At 50.2% G+C, this 15,184-nt stretch carries 17 protein-coding genes; 12 read left to right on the forward strand and 5 right to left on the reverse strand.

The window, feature by feature from the left end:
- Positions 1-3: 3 nt before the first annotated feature.
- Entirely contained in the window at positions 4-813 is an 810-nt protein-coding gene (gene mlaF / locus C1192_RS13725; protein WP_000438247.1) for a phospholipid ABC transporter ATP-binding protein MlaF, read from the reverse strand.
- Positions 814-1,024: 211 nt separating this feature from the next.
- Between mlaF and C1192_RS13730 the strand changes: the two genes are divergently transcribed.
- From C1192_RS13730 to yrbL, 12 genes are all read left to right on the forward strand, one after another.
- On the forward strand, positions 1,025-2,002 hold the full coding sequence (locus tag C1192_RS13730; protein WP_038354547.1) for a calcium/sodium antiporter: 978 nt from the start codon (positions 1,025-1,027) through the stop codon (positions 2,000-2,002).
- A gap of 13 nt (positions 2,003-2,015) precedes the next feature.
- Positions 2,016-3,002 carry an arabinose-5-phosphate isomerase KdsD gene (gene kdsD, locus C1192_RS13735; RefSeq protein WP_001517166.1) on the forward strand — a complete coding sequence of 329 codons (987 nt, stop codon included), beginning with the start codon at positions 2,016-2,018 and terminating at the stop codon, positions 3,000-3,002.
- Positions 3,003-3,022: 20 nt separating this feature from the next.
- Positions 3,023-3,589 (forward strand): 3-deoxy-manno-octulosonate-8-phosphatase KdsC, encoded by a 567-nt coding sequence (gene kdsC / locus C1192_RS13740; protein ID WP_038354548.1) that lies wholly within the window; start codon positions 3,023-3,025, stop codon positions 3,587-3,589.
- Positions 3,586-4,161: an LPS export ABC transporter periplasmic protein LptC gene (gene lptC / locus C1192_RS13745; RefSeq protein WP_038354549.1), complete on the forward strand. Its 576-nt coding sequence runs from the start codon at positions 3,586-3,588 to the stop codon at positions 4,159-4,161. Before kdsC ends, lptC begins: the two co-directional genes overlap by 4 nt.
- A complete protein-coding gene (gene lptA / locus C1192_RS13750) occupies positions 4,130-4,687 on the forward strand; it encodes a lipopolysaccharide ABC transporter substrate-binding protein LptA (RefSeq protein WP_000669775.1) in 558 nt (185 codons plus the stop codon). Before lptC ends, lptA begins: the two co-directional genes overlap by 32 nt.
- A gap of 6 nt (positions 4,688-4,693) precedes the next feature.
- Positions 4,694-5,419: an LPS export ABC transporter ATP-binding protein gene (gene lptB, locus C1192_RS13755; protein WP_000224099.1), complete on the forward strand. Its 726-nt coding sequence runs from the start codon at positions 4,694-4,696 to the stop codon at positions 5,417-5,419.
- A 47-nt stretch (positions 5,420-5,466) separates the two neighbouring features.
- Entirely contained in the window at positions 5,467-6,900 is a 1,434-nt protein-coding gene (gene rpoN / locus C1192_RS13760; protein ID WP_000809027.1) for an RNA polymerase factor sigma-54, read from the forward strand.
- A 22-nt stretch (positions 6,901-6,922) separates the two neighbouring features.
- Positions 6,923-7,210, forward strand: coding sequence for a ribosome hibernation promoting factor (gene hpf, locus C1192_RS13765; RefSeq protein ID WP_001176602.1), 288 nt, complete (start codon positions 6,923-6,925; stop codon positions 7,208-7,210).
- Positions 7,211-7,327: 117 nt separating this feature from the next.
- On the forward strand, positions 7,328-7,819 hold the full coding sequence (gene ptsN / locus C1192_RS13770; protein ID WP_000609336.1) for a PTS IIA-like nitrogen regulatory protein PtsN: 492 nt from the start codon (positions 7,328-7,330) through the stop codon (positions 7,817-7,819).
- A gap of 45 nt (positions 7,820-7,864) precedes the next feature.
- Positions 7,865-8,719 carry an RNase adapter RapZ gene (gene rapZ, locus C1192_RS13775; RefSeq protein WP_000243741.1) on the forward strand — a complete coding sequence of 285 codons (855 nt, stop codon included), beginning with the start codon at positions 7,865-7,867 and terminating at the stop codon, positions 8,717-8,719.
- Complete coding sequence (gene npr / locus C1192_RS13780; protein WP_000216792.1) at positions 8,716-8,988, forward strand: PTS phosphocarrier protein NPr; 273 nt, start codon at positions 8,716-8,718, stop codon at positions 8,986-8,988. The genes rapZ and npr overlap by 4 nt, the downstream gene beginning before the upstream one ends.
- Positions 8,989-9,205: 217 nt before the next feature.
- Positions 9,206-9,838 carry a PhoP regulatory network protein YrbL gene (yrbL, locus tag C1192_RS13785; protein WP_001517167.1) on the forward strand — a complete coding sequence of 211 codons (633 nt, stop codon included), beginning with the start codon at positions 9,206-9,208 and terminating at the stop codon, positions 9,836-9,838.
- Here yrbL and mtgA read toward each other — a convergent pair.
- The 4 genes from mtgA to mnmL form a co-directional block, all read right to left on the reverse strand.
- On the reverse strand, positions 9,835-10,563 hold the full coding sequence (mtgA, locus tag C1192_RS13790) for a monofunctional biosynthetic peptidoglycan transglycosylase (protein WP_016249249.1): 729 nt from the start codon (positions 10,561-10,563) through the stop codon (positions 9,835-9,837). The two genes, yrbL and mtgA, sit on opposite strands and share 4 nt — an antisense overlap.
- Positions 10,560-11,213 (reverse strand): isoprenoid biosynthesis glyoxalase ElbB, encoded by a 654-nt coding sequence (gene elbB / locus C1192_RS13795; protein WP_001517169.1) that lies wholly within the window; start codon positions 11,211-11,213, stop codon positions 10,560-10,562. The genes mtgA and elbB overlap by 4 nt, the downstream gene beginning before the upstream one ends.
- 229 nt (positions 11,214-11,442) lie before the next feature.
- Positions 11,443-13,779, reverse strand: a complete 2,337-nt coding sequence (gene arcB / locus C1192_RS13800; protein WP_000809746.1) for an aerobic respiration two-component sensor histidine kinase ArcB — start codon at positions 13,777-13,779, stop codon at positions 11,443-11,445.
- Positions 13,780-13,874: 95 nt separating this feature from the next.
- Positions 13,875-14,804 (reverse strand): tRNA modification radical SAM protein MnmL/YtqA, encoded by a 930-nt coding sequence (gene mnmL / locus C1192_RS13805; RefSeq protein ID WP_038354558.1) that lies wholly within the window; start codon positions 14,802-14,804, stop codon positions 13,875-13,877.
- Positions 14,805-15,184 lie beyond the last annotated feature (380 nt).

The following is a 15,184-nucleotide window of genomic DNA, read 5'->3' on the forward strand; positions in this document are numbered from 1 at the left end:
GGCTTAACTCCCTGGTAAAAGATCAGCGTGATAATCGCCGGCAGGATAGCGGAACGGAACAGGCCCGTCAGCTATCCCGTCCAGAAACTGACGGACACGCGGATCGGGATTCTCCTGCAACGCCTGAGCGCTACCGTGAGCAACAATCTTTTTGTCCGCCAGAATCCAGGCGTGATCCGCAATACTTAAGACTTCCGGCACATCGTGAGAAACCACCACACAGGTGACGCCCAGCGCGCTGTTCAGCTCAGAAATCAGCTTCACCAGTACGCCCATAGTGATGGGATCTTGCCCAACAAACGGTTCATCAAACATGATGAGATCTGGCTCCAGGGCAATTGCGCGCGCCAGTGCGGCGCGACGAGCCATCCCGCCGGAAAGTTCAGAAGGCATAAGTTTAGCCGCTCCACGCAGCCCCACCGCTTCCAGCTTCATCATTACCGTACTATGCAACAATGGTGCGGGGAGCTGGGTGTGTTCGCGCAGTGGATAGGCAACGTTGTCAAATACGTTCATATCGGTGAACAACGCCCCGGACTGAAACAACATGCTCATGCGTTTACGCACCGTGTACAGGCGCGAACGAGACATCGCCGGAATATTCTCACCATCAAAAAGGATCTCACCGTGATCAGGTGCGATTTGCCCACCAATCAGTCGGAGTAGCGTCGTTTTACCGATGCCCGATGGCCCCATGATTGCCGTGATCTTCCCTCGCGGCACGGTCAGGGAAATATTATCGAAGATGCAGCGATTGCCACGCGTAAAACTGACATCGCGCATATCGACTAAATTCGCCACAGACTGCTCCATAATTCACCCTTCGTCTTGCGTTGATTTTTTAAGCATGACGCTCAATTTAACCTTGAACCCAACATATTTACAGAATATTACCCGCCGTGGTTAGCGAAAGCTGGCATTTGTTTTACTTTTTAGCCGCATAAAGTCAAAATTAAGAATCCATTACGGCTTTCTGAAAATCTTCAGCGGACCGGCGCGAGTATACCTGAAGAAAGGACGTTAGATGCTTTTAGCTACGGCACTGTTAATTGTTGGTTTACTTTTGGTCGTATACAGTGCCGACCGACTGGTATTTGCCGCTTCCATTCTTTGTCGCACTTTTGGCATTCCACCGCTGATCATTGGTATGACCGTAGTCAGTATTGGTACGTCACTTCCAGAGATTATTGTTTCACTTGCCGCGTCGCTGCACGAACAACGAGATTTAGCTGTCGGTACGGCGCTTGGCTCAAACATTATCAATATCTTGCTGATCCTCGGTCTGACCGCGCTGGTACGCCCTTTTACCGTCCATTCTGATGTTCTGCGCCGTGAATTCCCCTTAATGTTATTGGTCAGCGTTGTAGCCGGTTCCGTACTCTATGACGGACAACTTAGCCGCAGCGATGGTATCTTTCTCCTCTTTCTGGCTGTGCTATGGCTGCTGTTCATTGTTAAACTTGCACATCAGGCTGAACGTCAGGGAACTGACAGCCTGACCAGGGAGCAACTTGCAGAACTGCCGCGTGAAGGTGGTTTACCCGTTGCTTTTTTATGGCTCGGCATTGTACTGATCATCATGCCAGTAGCAACGCGGATGGTGATTGATAACGCTACCGTGCTGGCAAATTACTTTGCCATCAGCGAGTTGACTATTGGTCTGACGGCAATCGCTATCGGCACGAGTCTGCCAGAACTGGCAACCGCGATAGCCGGTGTACGCAAAGGTGAGAACGACATCGCCGTCGGTAATATCATCGGCGCGAATATTTTTAATATCGTCATCGTGCTGGGTCTACCGGCGCTGATTACCCCAGGGGAGATTAACCCACTGGCGTATAGCCGTGACTACAGCGTGATGTTGTTGGTAAGCATTATTTTTGCGTTGCTGTGCTGGCGGCGCTCCCCTCAACCTGGCCGTGGCGTAGGGGTATTATTAACAGGCGGATTTATCGTATGGCTGGCGATGTTGTACTGGTTATCGCCAATACTCGTTGAATAACTGGAAACGCATTATGTCGCACGTAGAGTTGCAACCGGGTTTTGACTTTCAGCAAGCAGGTAAAGAAGTCCTGGCGATTGAACGTGAATGCCTGGCGGAGCTTGATCAATACATCAATCAGAATTTCACACTCGCTTGTGAAAAGATGTTTTGGTGTAAAGGTAAAGTCGTAGTTATGGGGATGGGCAAATCGGGACACATCGGGCGCAAAATGGCAGCCACCTTTGCCAGCACCGGTACTCCGTCATTTTTCGTCCATCCTGGCGAAGCCGCGCATGGCGATTTAGGCATGGTTACGCCACAAGACGTGGTGATTGCTATCTCTAATTCGGGTGAATCCAGTGAAATCGCAGCATTGATTCCGGTGCTTAAGCGTCTTCACGTGCCGTTAATCTGCATTACCGGTCGTCCGGAGAGTAGCATGGCGCGTGCCGCTGACGTGCATCTGTGTGTTAAAGTAGCGAAAGAAGCCTGTCCGTTGGGGCTGGCACCGACCAGCAGCACCACCGCCACGCTGGTGATGGGCGATGCTCTGGCCGTCGCCCTGTTAAAAGCGCGCGGCTTTACCGCCGAAGATTTTGCGCTCTCACATCCCGGCGGCGCACTGGGTCGTAAACTTCTGCTGCGCGTAAGCGATATTATGCATACGGGTGATGAGATCCCGCATGTCAAAAAAACCGCCAGCCTGCGCGATGCATTACTGGAAATTACCCGCAAAAATCTTGGTATGACTGTCATTTGCGATGACAATATGATGATTGAAGGCATCTTTACCGACGGTGATTTACGCCGTGTCTTCGATATGGGTGTGGATGTCCGTCAATTAAGCATTGCCGATGTGATGACGCCGGGGGGAATCCGCGTGCGCCCTGGCATTCTGGCCGTTGAGGCACTGAACTTAATGCAGTCCCGCCATATCACCTCCGTAATGGTTGCCGATGGCGACCATTTACTCGGTGTGTTACATATGCATGATTTACTGCGTGCAGGCGTAGTGTAAAGATTCAAGGATAAACAACAATGAGCAAAGCAGGTACGTCGCTTGAGACCTGTTACGGCCCTGTCAGCGCCGACGTTATGGCAAAAGCGGAGAACATTCGTCTGCTAATTCTCGACGTCGATGGCGTGCTGTCAGATGGCCTGATTTATATGGGCAACAACGGCGAAGAACTTAAAGCGTTCAATGTTCGGGACGGTTATGGCATTCGTTGTGCGCTCACCTCTGATATTGAAGTCGCCATCATTACCGGGCGAAAGGCTAAACTGGTAGAAGATCGTTGTGCCACATTGGGAATTACCCATTTGTATCAGGGGCAGTCGAACAAACTTATCGCCTTTAGCGATCTGCTGGAAAAACTGGCGATCGCCCCGGAAAACGTGGCTTACGTTGGGGATGATCTCATCGACTGGCCAGTAATGGAAAAAGTAGGCTTAAGCGTGGCTGTGGCTGATGCACATCCGCTGTTGATTCCGCGCGCTGATTACGTGACGCGCACTGCTGGTGGTCGTGGCGCAGTTCGTGAAGTTTGCGACTTATTACTCCTGGCGCAGGGCAAACTGGATGAAGCCAAAGGGCTATCGATATGAGTAAAGCCAGACGTTGGGTTATCATTGTGTTATCACTGGCGGTTCTGGTGATGATCGGCATTAACATGACCGAGAAAGACGATACCGCCCAGGTGGTCGTCAACAACAATGATCCCACCTATAAAAGCGAGCATACGGACACACTCGTCTATAACCCTGAAGGGGCGCTAAGCTATCGATTGATTGCTCAACACATTGAATATTATTCCGATCAGGCCGTTTCGTGGTTTACGCAACCGGTACTTACCACGTTTGATAAGGATAAAATCCCGACATGGTCGGTAAAAGCGGATAAAGCCAAGCTGACTAATGATCGGATGCTCTATTTATATGGACACGTTGAAGTCAACGCACTCGTGCCGGACTCTCAACTTCGCAGAATCACGACGGATAACGCGCAGATCAATCTGGTGACGCAGGATGTTACCTCTGAAGACCTCGTCACGTTATACGGAACAACATTTAACTCCAGCGGTCTGAAAATGCGCGGCAACTTACGCAGCAAGAACGCCGAGCTGATTGAAAAGGTTAGAACATCCTATGAAATTCAAAACAAACAAACTCAGCCTTAATCTTGTGCTTGCCAGCTCACTTCTGGCCGCCAGTATTCCGGCATTTGCCGTTACCGGAGACACTGACCAGCCGATTCACATTGAGTCGGATCAGCAATCTCTTGATATGCAAGGCAACGTGGTCACCTTTACCGGTAATGTCATCGTTACCCAGGGCACCATCAAAATTAATGCCGATAAAGTGGTCGTTACTCGTCCGGGCGGCGAACAAGGTAAAGAAGTGATTGACGGCTACGGTAAACCGGCAACGTTCTATCAGATGCAGGACAACGGTAAACCAGTCGAAGGTCACGCTTCCCAGATGCATTACGAACTGGCGAAAGATTTTGTCATCCTGACCGGTAATGCTTATCTGCAGCAGGTCGATAGCAATATAACGGGCGATAAAATTACTTATCTGGTGAAAGAGCAGAAAATGCAGGCTTTCAGCGATAAAGGCAAGCGCGTAACCACCGTTCTGGTGCCGTCGCAGTTGCAGGACAAAAACAACAAAGGCCAGACCCCGGCGCAGAAGAAGGGTAATTAATTCGTTATGGCAACATTAACAGCAAAGAACCTTGCAAAAGCCTACAAGGGTCGCCGCGTGGTGGAAGACGTCAGCCTGACCGTTAACTCCGGGGAAATTGTCGGGCTGCTGGGGCCAAACGGTGCCGGTAAAACCACCACTTTCTATATGGTCGTCGGTATTGTGCCGCGCGATGCGGGCAACATCATTATTGATGATGACGATATCAGCCTGCTGCCGCTGCATGCGCGCGCGCGTCGCGGTATCGGCTATCTGCCGCAGGAAGCTTCAATTTTCCGCCGTCTTAGCGTTTACGATAACCTGATGGCAGTACTGCAAATTCGTGACGATTTATCCGCTGAACAACGTGAAGATCGTGCGAACGAATTGATGGAAGAGTTTCACATTGAGCATCTGCGCGACAGCATGGGTCAATCGCTCTCCGGTGGTGAACGCCGTCGTGTAGAAATTGCCCGCGCGCTGGCTGCAAATCCGAAATTTATCCTGCTCGATGAACCGTTTGCCGGGGTTGACCCGATCTCAGTCATCGACATTAAACGCATCATTGAGCATTTACGCGACAGCGGCCTGGGTGTACTTATCACCGACCACAACGTGCGTGAAACGCTGGCTGTTTGTGAACGTGCTTATATCGTCAGTCAGGGACATTTAATCGCCCACGGCACGCCGACAGAAATCTTACAAGACGAACATGTTAAGCGTGTATACCTTGGGGAAGACTTCAGACTCTGATAGGGTAGAAGCTCGCGACGTTTTAGCAGGAGAGTACGATTCTGAACATGAAGCAAGGTTTGCAACTCAGGCTTAGCCAGCAACTGGCGATGACGCCTCAGCTACAACAGGCAATTCGTCTGTTGCAGTTGTCCACGCTGGAACTTCAACAGGAGCTGCAGCAGGCGCTGGAAAGTAATCCACTGCTTGAGCAAATCGACACTCATGATGAAATCGACACTCACGAAACGCCAGACAGCGAAACGTTAGACACTGCTGACGCGCTCGAACAAAAAGAGATGCCGGAAGAACTGCCGCTTGATGCCAGTTGGGATACCATCTACACCGCCGGTACGCCATCCGGCACCAGCGGTGACTACATCGACGACGAGCTACCGGTCTATCAGGGCGAAACGACGCAGACCTTGCAGGATTATCTGATGTGGCAGGTTGAGCTGACGCCATTTTCTGACACTGACCGCGCCATCGCCACCTCGATTGTCGATGCCGTTGATGACACGGGATATCTCACCGTTCCACTGGAAGATATTCTCGAAAGTATGGGCGATGAAGAGATCGACATCGATGAAGTTGAAGCTGTCCTCAAACGAATCCAACGCTTTGATCCGGTTGGCGTGGCAGCGAAAGATCTGCGTGACTGTCTGCTGATCCAACTCTCCCAATTCGACAAAACTACGCCGTGGCTGGAAGAGGCCAGACTCATCATTAGCGATCACCTCGATCTGCTGGCAAATCACGACTTCCGCACACTGATGCGCGTAACACGCCTGAAAGAAGATGTGCTGAAAGAAGCCGTCAACTTGATCCAGTCGCTCGATCCTCGCCCTGGTCAATCGATCCAGACCGGCGAACCGGAATATGTCATTCCAGATGTGTTGGTACGCAAGCATAACGGTCAGTGGACGGTTGAACTCAACAGCGACAGCATTCCACGGCTACAAATTAACCAGCACTACGCCTCAATGTGTAATAACACACGCAATGATGGCGATAGCCAGTTTATCCGCAGCAATCTGCAGGATGCCAAATGGTTGATTAAGAGTCTGGAAAGCCGTAACGATACGCTACTGCGCGTGAGTCGCTGTATCGTTGAACAGCAGCAAGCCTTCTTTGAGCAAGGCGAAGAATATATGAAACCGATGGTACTGGCTGATATCGCTCAGGCTGTCGAAATGCATGAATCGACGATCTCTCGCGTGACCACGCAAAAGTACCTGCATAGTCCACGAGGCATTTTTGAACTGAAGTATTTTTTCTCCAGTCACGTCAATACCGAGGGCGGCGGCGAAGCCTCGTCCACGGCGATTCGCGCGCTGGTGAAAAAATTAATCGCGGCGGAAAACCCAGCGAAACCGTTGAGCGACAGCAAGTTAACTTCTTTGCTGTCGGAACAAGGTATCATGGTGGCACGCCGCACTGTTGCGAAGTACCGAGAGTCTTTATCCATTCCGCCGTCAAACCAGCGTAAACAGCTCGTTTGACCCAACCGATAAGGAAGACACTATGCAGCTCAACATTACCGGAAATAACGTCGAGATCACCGAGGCCCTGCGAGAATTTGTTACCTCAAAATTTGCCAAACTTGAGCAATATTTTGACCGAATCAACCAGGTCTATGTTGTTCTGAAAGTGGAGAAAGTCACCCATACCTCAGATGCAACACTGCATGTAAACGGTGGCGAAATTCATGCCAGCGCGGAAGGTCAGGACATGTACGCTGCCATTGATGGCTTAATCGATAAGTTGGCACGCCAACTGACTAAACATAAAGATAAATTGAAACAACACTAATTGTCCGGGCGATTAGCAAGTGCATGGTGGCCTGTTGTGTGGCACAACGGGCCATTTGTACGGTTAATGCTCCGAGCTTGTTCCACTGTTTGAGTGGACAGGCTCTTAGGTGAAATTATGATAAATAATGATACAACTCTACAGCTTAGCAGTGTTCTTAACAGGGAATGTACGCGAAGCCGCGTCCACTGCCAGAGCAAAAAACGCGCACTGGAAATCATCAGCGAACTGGCGGCGAAACAACTTAGCCTGCCGCCTCAGGTGGTTTTTGAAGCTATCCTGACGCGGGAAAAAATGGGCAGTACCGGTATTGGTAATGGTATTGCAATTCCGCATGGCAAACTGGAAGAAGATACTCTGCGTGCTGTTGGCGTTTTCGTTCAGCTCGAAACGCCTATCGCTTTTGATGCCATCGATAACCAACCGGTTGACTTGCTTTTTGCCCTGCTAGTACCGGCTGACCAAACCAAAACGCATCTGCATACTCTTTCGCTGGTGGCGAAACGTCTGGCGGACAAAACCATCTGCCGCCGTTTACGCGCAGCCCAAAGCGATGAAGAGCTGTATCAAATCATTACGGATACCGAAGGTACTCCGGATGAAGCGTAGTTATTCTGTAATGTCTCTTTTAGACGTTGTGAGGAGAAACAGTACATGGTACTGATGATCGTCAGTGGACGTTCGGGTTCAGGTAAATCTGTCGCCCTGCGTGCGCTGGAAGATATGGGTTTTTACTGCGTGGATAACCTTCCCGTGGTGTTGTTACCCGATCTGGCCCGTACCCTGGCCGATCGCGAGATTTCTGCCGCCGTCAGCATTGATGTTCGTAATATGCCGGAGTCGCCAGAAATATTCGAACAGGCGATGAGCAACCTGCCTGATGCTTTCTCACCGCAACTGCTGTTCCTGGATGCCGACCGTAACACGTTAATACGCCGTTACAGCGATACGCGCCGCCTGCACCCACTTTCCAGCAAAAATCTGTCGCTGGAGAGCGCTATCGACAAAGAAAGCGATCTGCTGGAGCCACTGCGTTCGCGGGCGGATTTGATTGTCGATACGTCAGAAATGTCCGTTCACGAGCTGGCGGAAATGCTGCGTACCCGTCTGCTGGGTAAACGCGAGCGTGAACTGACGATGGTCTTTGAGTCCTTCGGCTTCAAGCACGGCATTCCTATTGATGCGGATTATGTCTTTGACGTGCGTTTCCTGCCGAACCCGCACTGGGACCCGAAACTGCGTCCGATGACCGGCCTTGATAAACCTGTCGCTGCGTTCCTCGACCGTCACACAGAAGTACACAATTTCATCTACCAGACGCGCAGCTATCTTGAGCTATGGTTACCTATGCTGGAAACCAACAACCGTAGCTACCTGACGGTCGCCATTGGTTGTACTGGCGGGAAGCACCGTTCGGTGTATATTGCAGAACAACTGGCAGACTACTTCCGCTCACGCGGTAAAAACGTCCAGTCACGCCATCGCACGCTGGAAAAACGCAAACCATGACCGTCAAGCAAACTGTCGAAATCACTAACAAGCTGGGCATGCATGCCCGGCCTGCTATGAAACTCTTTGAACTAATGCAAGGTTTTGACGCTGAAGTGCTGTTACGTAATGACGAAGGCACCGAGGCTGAAGCCAACAGCGTTATTGCGCTCTTGATGCTGGACTCTGCCAAAGGACGACAGATTGAAGTCGAAGCGACAGGCCCACAGGAAGTCGAAGCGCTGGCTGCGGTTATTGCTCTCTTTAATTCCGGTTTCGATGAAGATTAATCTTCATCCCTCTGACATTTAAATTCCCCCTCCTCAGCCCTTCAGGGCAATAAGAAAAGCGCGTACTGAAATCGTCATCAATGAACGTCATTTGTACATTTCGTGCGCTTTTCCATACACACAAAACCTTAAGAAAACCTTAAAAAGCCTTGTTTAGGTTTCGTTTAAGTTAAGCCCCCATACTGGAGACTGTCAGAAAATATTTCCAGGAGATGGCATGATTCGCTTATCTGAACAAAGTCCCCTGGGCACCGGAAGACATCGGAAATGTTACGCGCATCCGGAAGATGCCCAACGCTGTATCAAGATTGTCTACCACCGTGGCGACGGTGGCGATAAAGAGATCCGCCGCGAGTTAAAGTACTATGCGCACCTTGGTCGTCGTTTGAAAGACTGGAGCGGTATTCCACGCTATCACGGTACAGTTGAGACTGATTGCGGAACCGGTTATGTCTACGATGTCATTGCCGATTTTGATGGCAAGCCGTCTATTACATTGACCGAATTTGCTAAACAATGCCGTTACGAAGAAGATATCGCGCAACTGCGCCAGTTACTGAAACACCTGAAGCGTTATTTGCAGGATAATCGCATCGTGACGATGTCGCTGAAGCCGCAGAATATCCTCTGCCACCGTATCAGCGAGTCAGAAATTATTCCCGTCGTCTGTGACAACATTGGTGAAAGCACGTGGATTCCGCTGGCGACCTGGTCGAAGTGGTGTTGTCAACGTAAGCAAAAGCGATTGTGGCAACGTTTTATCGCGCAACCCGCGCTAGCTGTTGCGCTGCAGAAAGAGACGCTATCTTGTGAGAACAAGAAACTCTCACTCACTTCGCACGAAGCTTAATATAGTTGGTGTTGTCGCATAAACGACTCACCGCCTAATTGATGCATTTGCCGCAAAATCCACGCCTGACGGCTACGCACGTAGCCTGATGGTGCGAAGACTTTGAAACGGAGTGGGTTGGGTAGTACTGCAGCCAGTAACGCCGCTTCCGACTGGGTGAGTTTGCTGGCAGGTTTATGGAAATAACGTTGCGCTGCGGCTTCAACACCAAATACCCCTTCACCAAATTCGGCTACATTCAGGTAAACCGTCAGGATACGCTTTTTGCTCCAGACCGTTTCTATCCCCAATGTTAACCCGGCTTCCAGCCCTTTTCGTACCCAACTACGCCCATCCCATAAAAAGAGATTTTTGGCTGTCTGCTGTGAAATTGTTGATGCGCCGCGAACGCGGTTTTCATTGCGTTCATTGTGCGCCAGCGCTTTCTCAATAGAAGCCACATCAAAGCCCCAATGGTCGGGGAATTTCTGATCTTCTGCGGCAATCACCGCCAGCCCCATCCATGGCGAGATTTGATCCAGACTAACCCAATCAGAATGCGCCACGTAACGAAAGTTACCATGCAACCAGGCACTCACCTGACGCTCAGCCATTACCGCCGAGAACGGAACTGGCGCTATGCTAAACAACGCGATGCCCCCACCCCAGAACACGGCAAGGGCAACCACTAACCGCAGAAGAAAACGGCGGACGAAACCGAACGCCGTTAAGCGGCTTTTACTCATTCAGCCAGAACCAGCACGCGGGAAACCAGCTTATCAATGCCGCTCGCCGCTTCCGCAATGTTCTGCGCCAGCATATACGCTGGTGTAGTGACAATCTTATTGTCTTCATCAACAACGATATCATCGACCGGGCACGGCACATGCTCTGCGCCCATCTCTTCCAGCACTTCTGCGGTATCGATATCTGTGCCAATGGTCAAACGCAGCGGGAAATCGAAAATTTTAGGCAGCATCGCCGGGGCAATGCACATAAAGCCAAGCGGTTTACCTGCCTGATGCATCGCTTGCGCCAGCGCCTTTAATTCACGGTCAACGGTGCATTCACTGCCAAGGCTGGCAAAATTGCTTAAATTTTTCGCCGCACCAAAACCACCTGGCACAATCAACGCATCCAGTTCGGCGGCATCGGCCTGAGCCAGAGGACGGATCTCTCCACGCGTTATACGTGCTGCTTCAATCAACACATTGCGCGTTTCCGCCATCGGCTCGCCAGTTAAATGGTTGATAACATCAACCTGCTGCTTATCCGGCGCAAAGCAGACCGCCTGCGCACCGTTGCGTGAAATTGCTAATAACGTCAAAACCGCTTCATGGATTTCAGAACCGTCATAGACACCGCACCCGCTCAGAACTACGCCAATTTTCTTCATTGTGATCATCCTTTCGCAACTGACTGAAACACATTAATCTTTTTAATAAGAATGCTACGCATCACACATTTAACTGATTCATGTAACAAATCATTTAAGATTTGCTATCTTAACTGCGTGCGGCCTGAAAAACAGTGCTGCGCCCTTGTAACTCATCATAATAATTTACGGCGCAGCCAAGATTTCCCTGGTGTTGGCGCAGTATTCGCGCACCCCGGTCTAGCCGGGGTCATTTTTTAGCAGCTTTCGCAACCCACGCTTTCAGTACTTCTACGTCGTGACGCCACTCTTCTTTCATCTCTTCAATCCATTCACCAACATTATCTTCCCACGCAGGAAGATCGGGAGACTGGATCTGCTGACCAAGCTGCTGCAGATGGCGTAACCCCACTGACCCCGCCGCACCTTTAATTTTGTGGCCTTCCTCGACGATGCCTTTTTTATCTTGCGCCGTCAGATTCGATTCCAACACGCTCACATAACCCGGCATCATTTTCTCAAACACCGCTAACCCGTCAGTGATCAGCTTCGGCCCTACAAGTTCGAGATACTGTTCCAGCATAGGAATATCAAGCAATGCTTCCGATTTACCGCTCTCTTCTGTCGTCATCGTGCTTTCCTCATCATCCTGGGTATCCCAGAATTTCTTGATCATCGCAGTTAGCGCCGGCACAGAAAGCGGCTTACTCAGCACATCATCCATTCCGGCATTGAGGTACTCTTGTTTATCTTTCAGCACATTGGCAGTTAAAGCCACCAGCGGCGGTAAATCTTCGCGCGGATAACGCTTCGTCAGTTCACGAGAGATATCCAGTCCGGTCATATCCGGTAACTGAATATCCAGCAACACCAGGTCGTATTCGCCAGGTTTAAACATCTCCAGCGCCGCCTTACCGGTCATCGCTACGTCGACAGTATTGCCGAGCTTTTCCAGCACCGAGCGTGCAACAATAACGTTCAGTTCAATATCTTCTACCAGCAGCACATTCAGCGCCGGTAAAGGCATATCATCTTCGTCAAACGCATCATCCACTTCTTCCGCCACCGACGGTGCATGGATCGTCAAAGTAAAGGTTGAACCTTTCCCTTGTTCGCTGGTGACGGTGATATCCCCCCCCATATTTTTCGCCAGCCGACGAGAAACCGCCAGACCAATACCGGTGCCGGTGGCAGGTTTACCGCCGTGGCTGTCTTTCACCTGGTAATACATAGCAAAAATTTTATCCAGCTCATCCTGCGGAATACCGATGCCAGAATCTTCCACTTCAAAATGCAACATGCCCCCTTCGTCATAACGCACACGAACGGTCACTTGCCCCTTCTGAGTGAATTTGACGGCGTTACTGATTAAGTTCCACAGGATCTGGCGTAAACGTGTGCCGTCGGTAATGATCTGATGCGGCAACGGCAGCGTCGGTTCCAGAATAAAACGCAGCCCTTTTTGCTGTGCCTGTAATGCGGAGAGGTTTTCCAGATCGGCAAGAAAGCTGGTGAAATCAACCGGCTGGTTATCAAGTTGAACTTTACGCCGCTCCATCTTATCCATGTCGATAATATCGTTGAAGATATTCCCCAATGTGACGGCGGAAACATGGATAGTTTTGAGATATTTTTCCTGCTCAGCGGTGAGTTCCGTATCCAGCAAGATACGACTTAATCCAACGATACCGTTCAGCGGCGTACGCAACTCATGGCTGATTGTCGAGATAAAAGTAGTTTTGTCGCGGCTGGCGCGTTCGAGCGCATCCTGATAACGCTTACGCTCGGTAATGTCGCGACCAAAGCCCATCAAACCGTGGCGTTTACCTACACGGTCGTAGTACGGCACTTTACGGATTTCAAAGCAGGCTTTGCGCCCGTCCGGATAATCCAGCCACTGTTCATAGGTCAGCGACACATTATGACGGAACACTTTCTCATCGGTTTCAATGACTTTTGCTGCGGCTTCCGGCGAGTAAACATCAGCAGGCTTCAGATGCACCAGTTGTTTTTCACTTTTCCCGGTCAGCAGCTCCATCGCGCGATTACAGCCGGAAAACTCTTTATCTTCGTTACGATAAAAAACCAGGTCGGGTGAAGCATCAAGGAAGGAACGTAAGAATGAGGATTGCTGTTCGAGCTGAATCTGCGTCTCTTCGCGCTCTTTGATTTCAATTTTCAACTGACCGAAGGTTTCCTGCAATTCAGCTTCTGCTTTTTCACGAACGGCAATTTCCTGATTAAGCTGGGTAATATTATCTTTCAGTTGTACGTTGAGGCTCAGATCGCGCTCGCGCATCTCCTCCAGCTTTTGCACCAGCCGGGACAGACGTTGCCGTGATTCTTCCAGTTGCTCCACCACTACCGAAAGAAAGTAAACCGCCCACGGTGTAATCAACAAACCAAAGAAGATGGAACGGATAACATCAATACTTTCAACTTCACCATGCAGCACCATGGTCACCGCCATTTGAACCACAATGGCGAGCACCACCAGCGCCAGCGCCAGTAGCATTGAGAAGCGCACCAGACCTAACTTCATCATCAGGTCAACATAGTACTGCGCCAACAAACGAATTTGCTTCATTTAAGGAATTCCTTCACGACAACCTGCCACAATAATACCCAATTCTGACAGTTACGCTGAAAATTGTGTGAGAAATGCGGAATTCCCCAGATTAACTACGAGGAAGGTGGCATCCACGGGCGTCCCAACGCCGATCCCTGCACGCCGTGTTCAGTAAGATAGCGATCCAGCTCGACCATTCCCGTCCAGCGATTTTCACACCACAGTGGGGCAAGTAGCGTCGGGCGACGGACGCTGGCGGAAATACGATGATAGATAACTTCCGGTGGTGTATGGCGGATCATTTCTCCCGCTGTCAGCGTGTAATCGTCCAGTTCAATACCGTTCAAACGCCCCGCTTCCCATGCTTTCGCCATAATGCTGCCTTTCACGATATGCAGCGGATGCAGTTTTATGCCGTCAACACCGGTTTCCACCACCTGCTCCAGCGTTTGCAGACATTCAGAGCGTCCTTCACCCGGCAGGCCGACAATTAAGTGCGAACACACTTTCAGCCCGCGTTCACGTGCCCGTTGCGTCGTGCGTTGATAACAGGCGAAATCATGGCCACGGTTAATACGGTGTAGCGTTTTGTCATGAGCGGTTTGCAGTCCCAGTTCCAGCCACACTTCATAACCCTGATCTTTATATTCGCAAAGCAGATCCAGCACAGCATCCGGTACGCAGTCCGGGCGGGTGCCAACACACAAACCGACAATATTGGCCTGACTCACCGCCTGCTGATACATAGAGCGCAGTACCTGAACTTCCGCAAAGGTGCTGGTATAAGCCTGAAAGTAAGCCAGATAGCGTTTCGCGCGATTAACTAAATTTGCCTGATGCGCCAGTTGTTCGGCAATAGAACGATGTTGCTGTTCTTCGTCGGCAAACGAGGCAACATTACAGAATGTGCAGCCACCGCGTCCGATGGTGCCATCACGATTCGGGCAGCTAAAACCACCGTGCAGCGTCAGTTTATGCACCTTTTGCCCGTAACGACGGGTAAGATCTCCACCAAACATATTGACTAATTTCTGTAACTGCATAATCTGATAGACCGCGCCTTGAAAAGAGGCCAAAGCCTGCCATTTTTAGCTCAATTCCGCGATGACCTGGATCAATCGCCCTGGCCTGCCTTTACCAACTGCATATTCAATCACAATTACTGAAATTTAATGCAATATCGTATTAATTACTTTTCCTTATCTTGCGTCGGATTTTTTTATCCGCTAATGGATTTTAAACAAAAACAGTAGTATGAAACGCCTTTATCTCTCAATGCAGTATAAAATGCTGGTTTAAGCGTCAGTTCAAGGCAGGATAAGGGTTAACACGCCTCTATAGTAGTCAGGAACTCAACGTTTTCCTTTTTCACCCCACTTTAATTCAAAATAAGATATTTCATTTAATTTCAATAAATTAATGA

It is taken from the genome of Escherichia marmotae (genome assembly GCF_002900365.1).
Taxonomy (GTDB): Bacteria; Pseudomonadota; Gammaproteobacteria; order Enterobacterales; family Enterobacteriaceae; genus Escherichia; species Escherichia marmotae.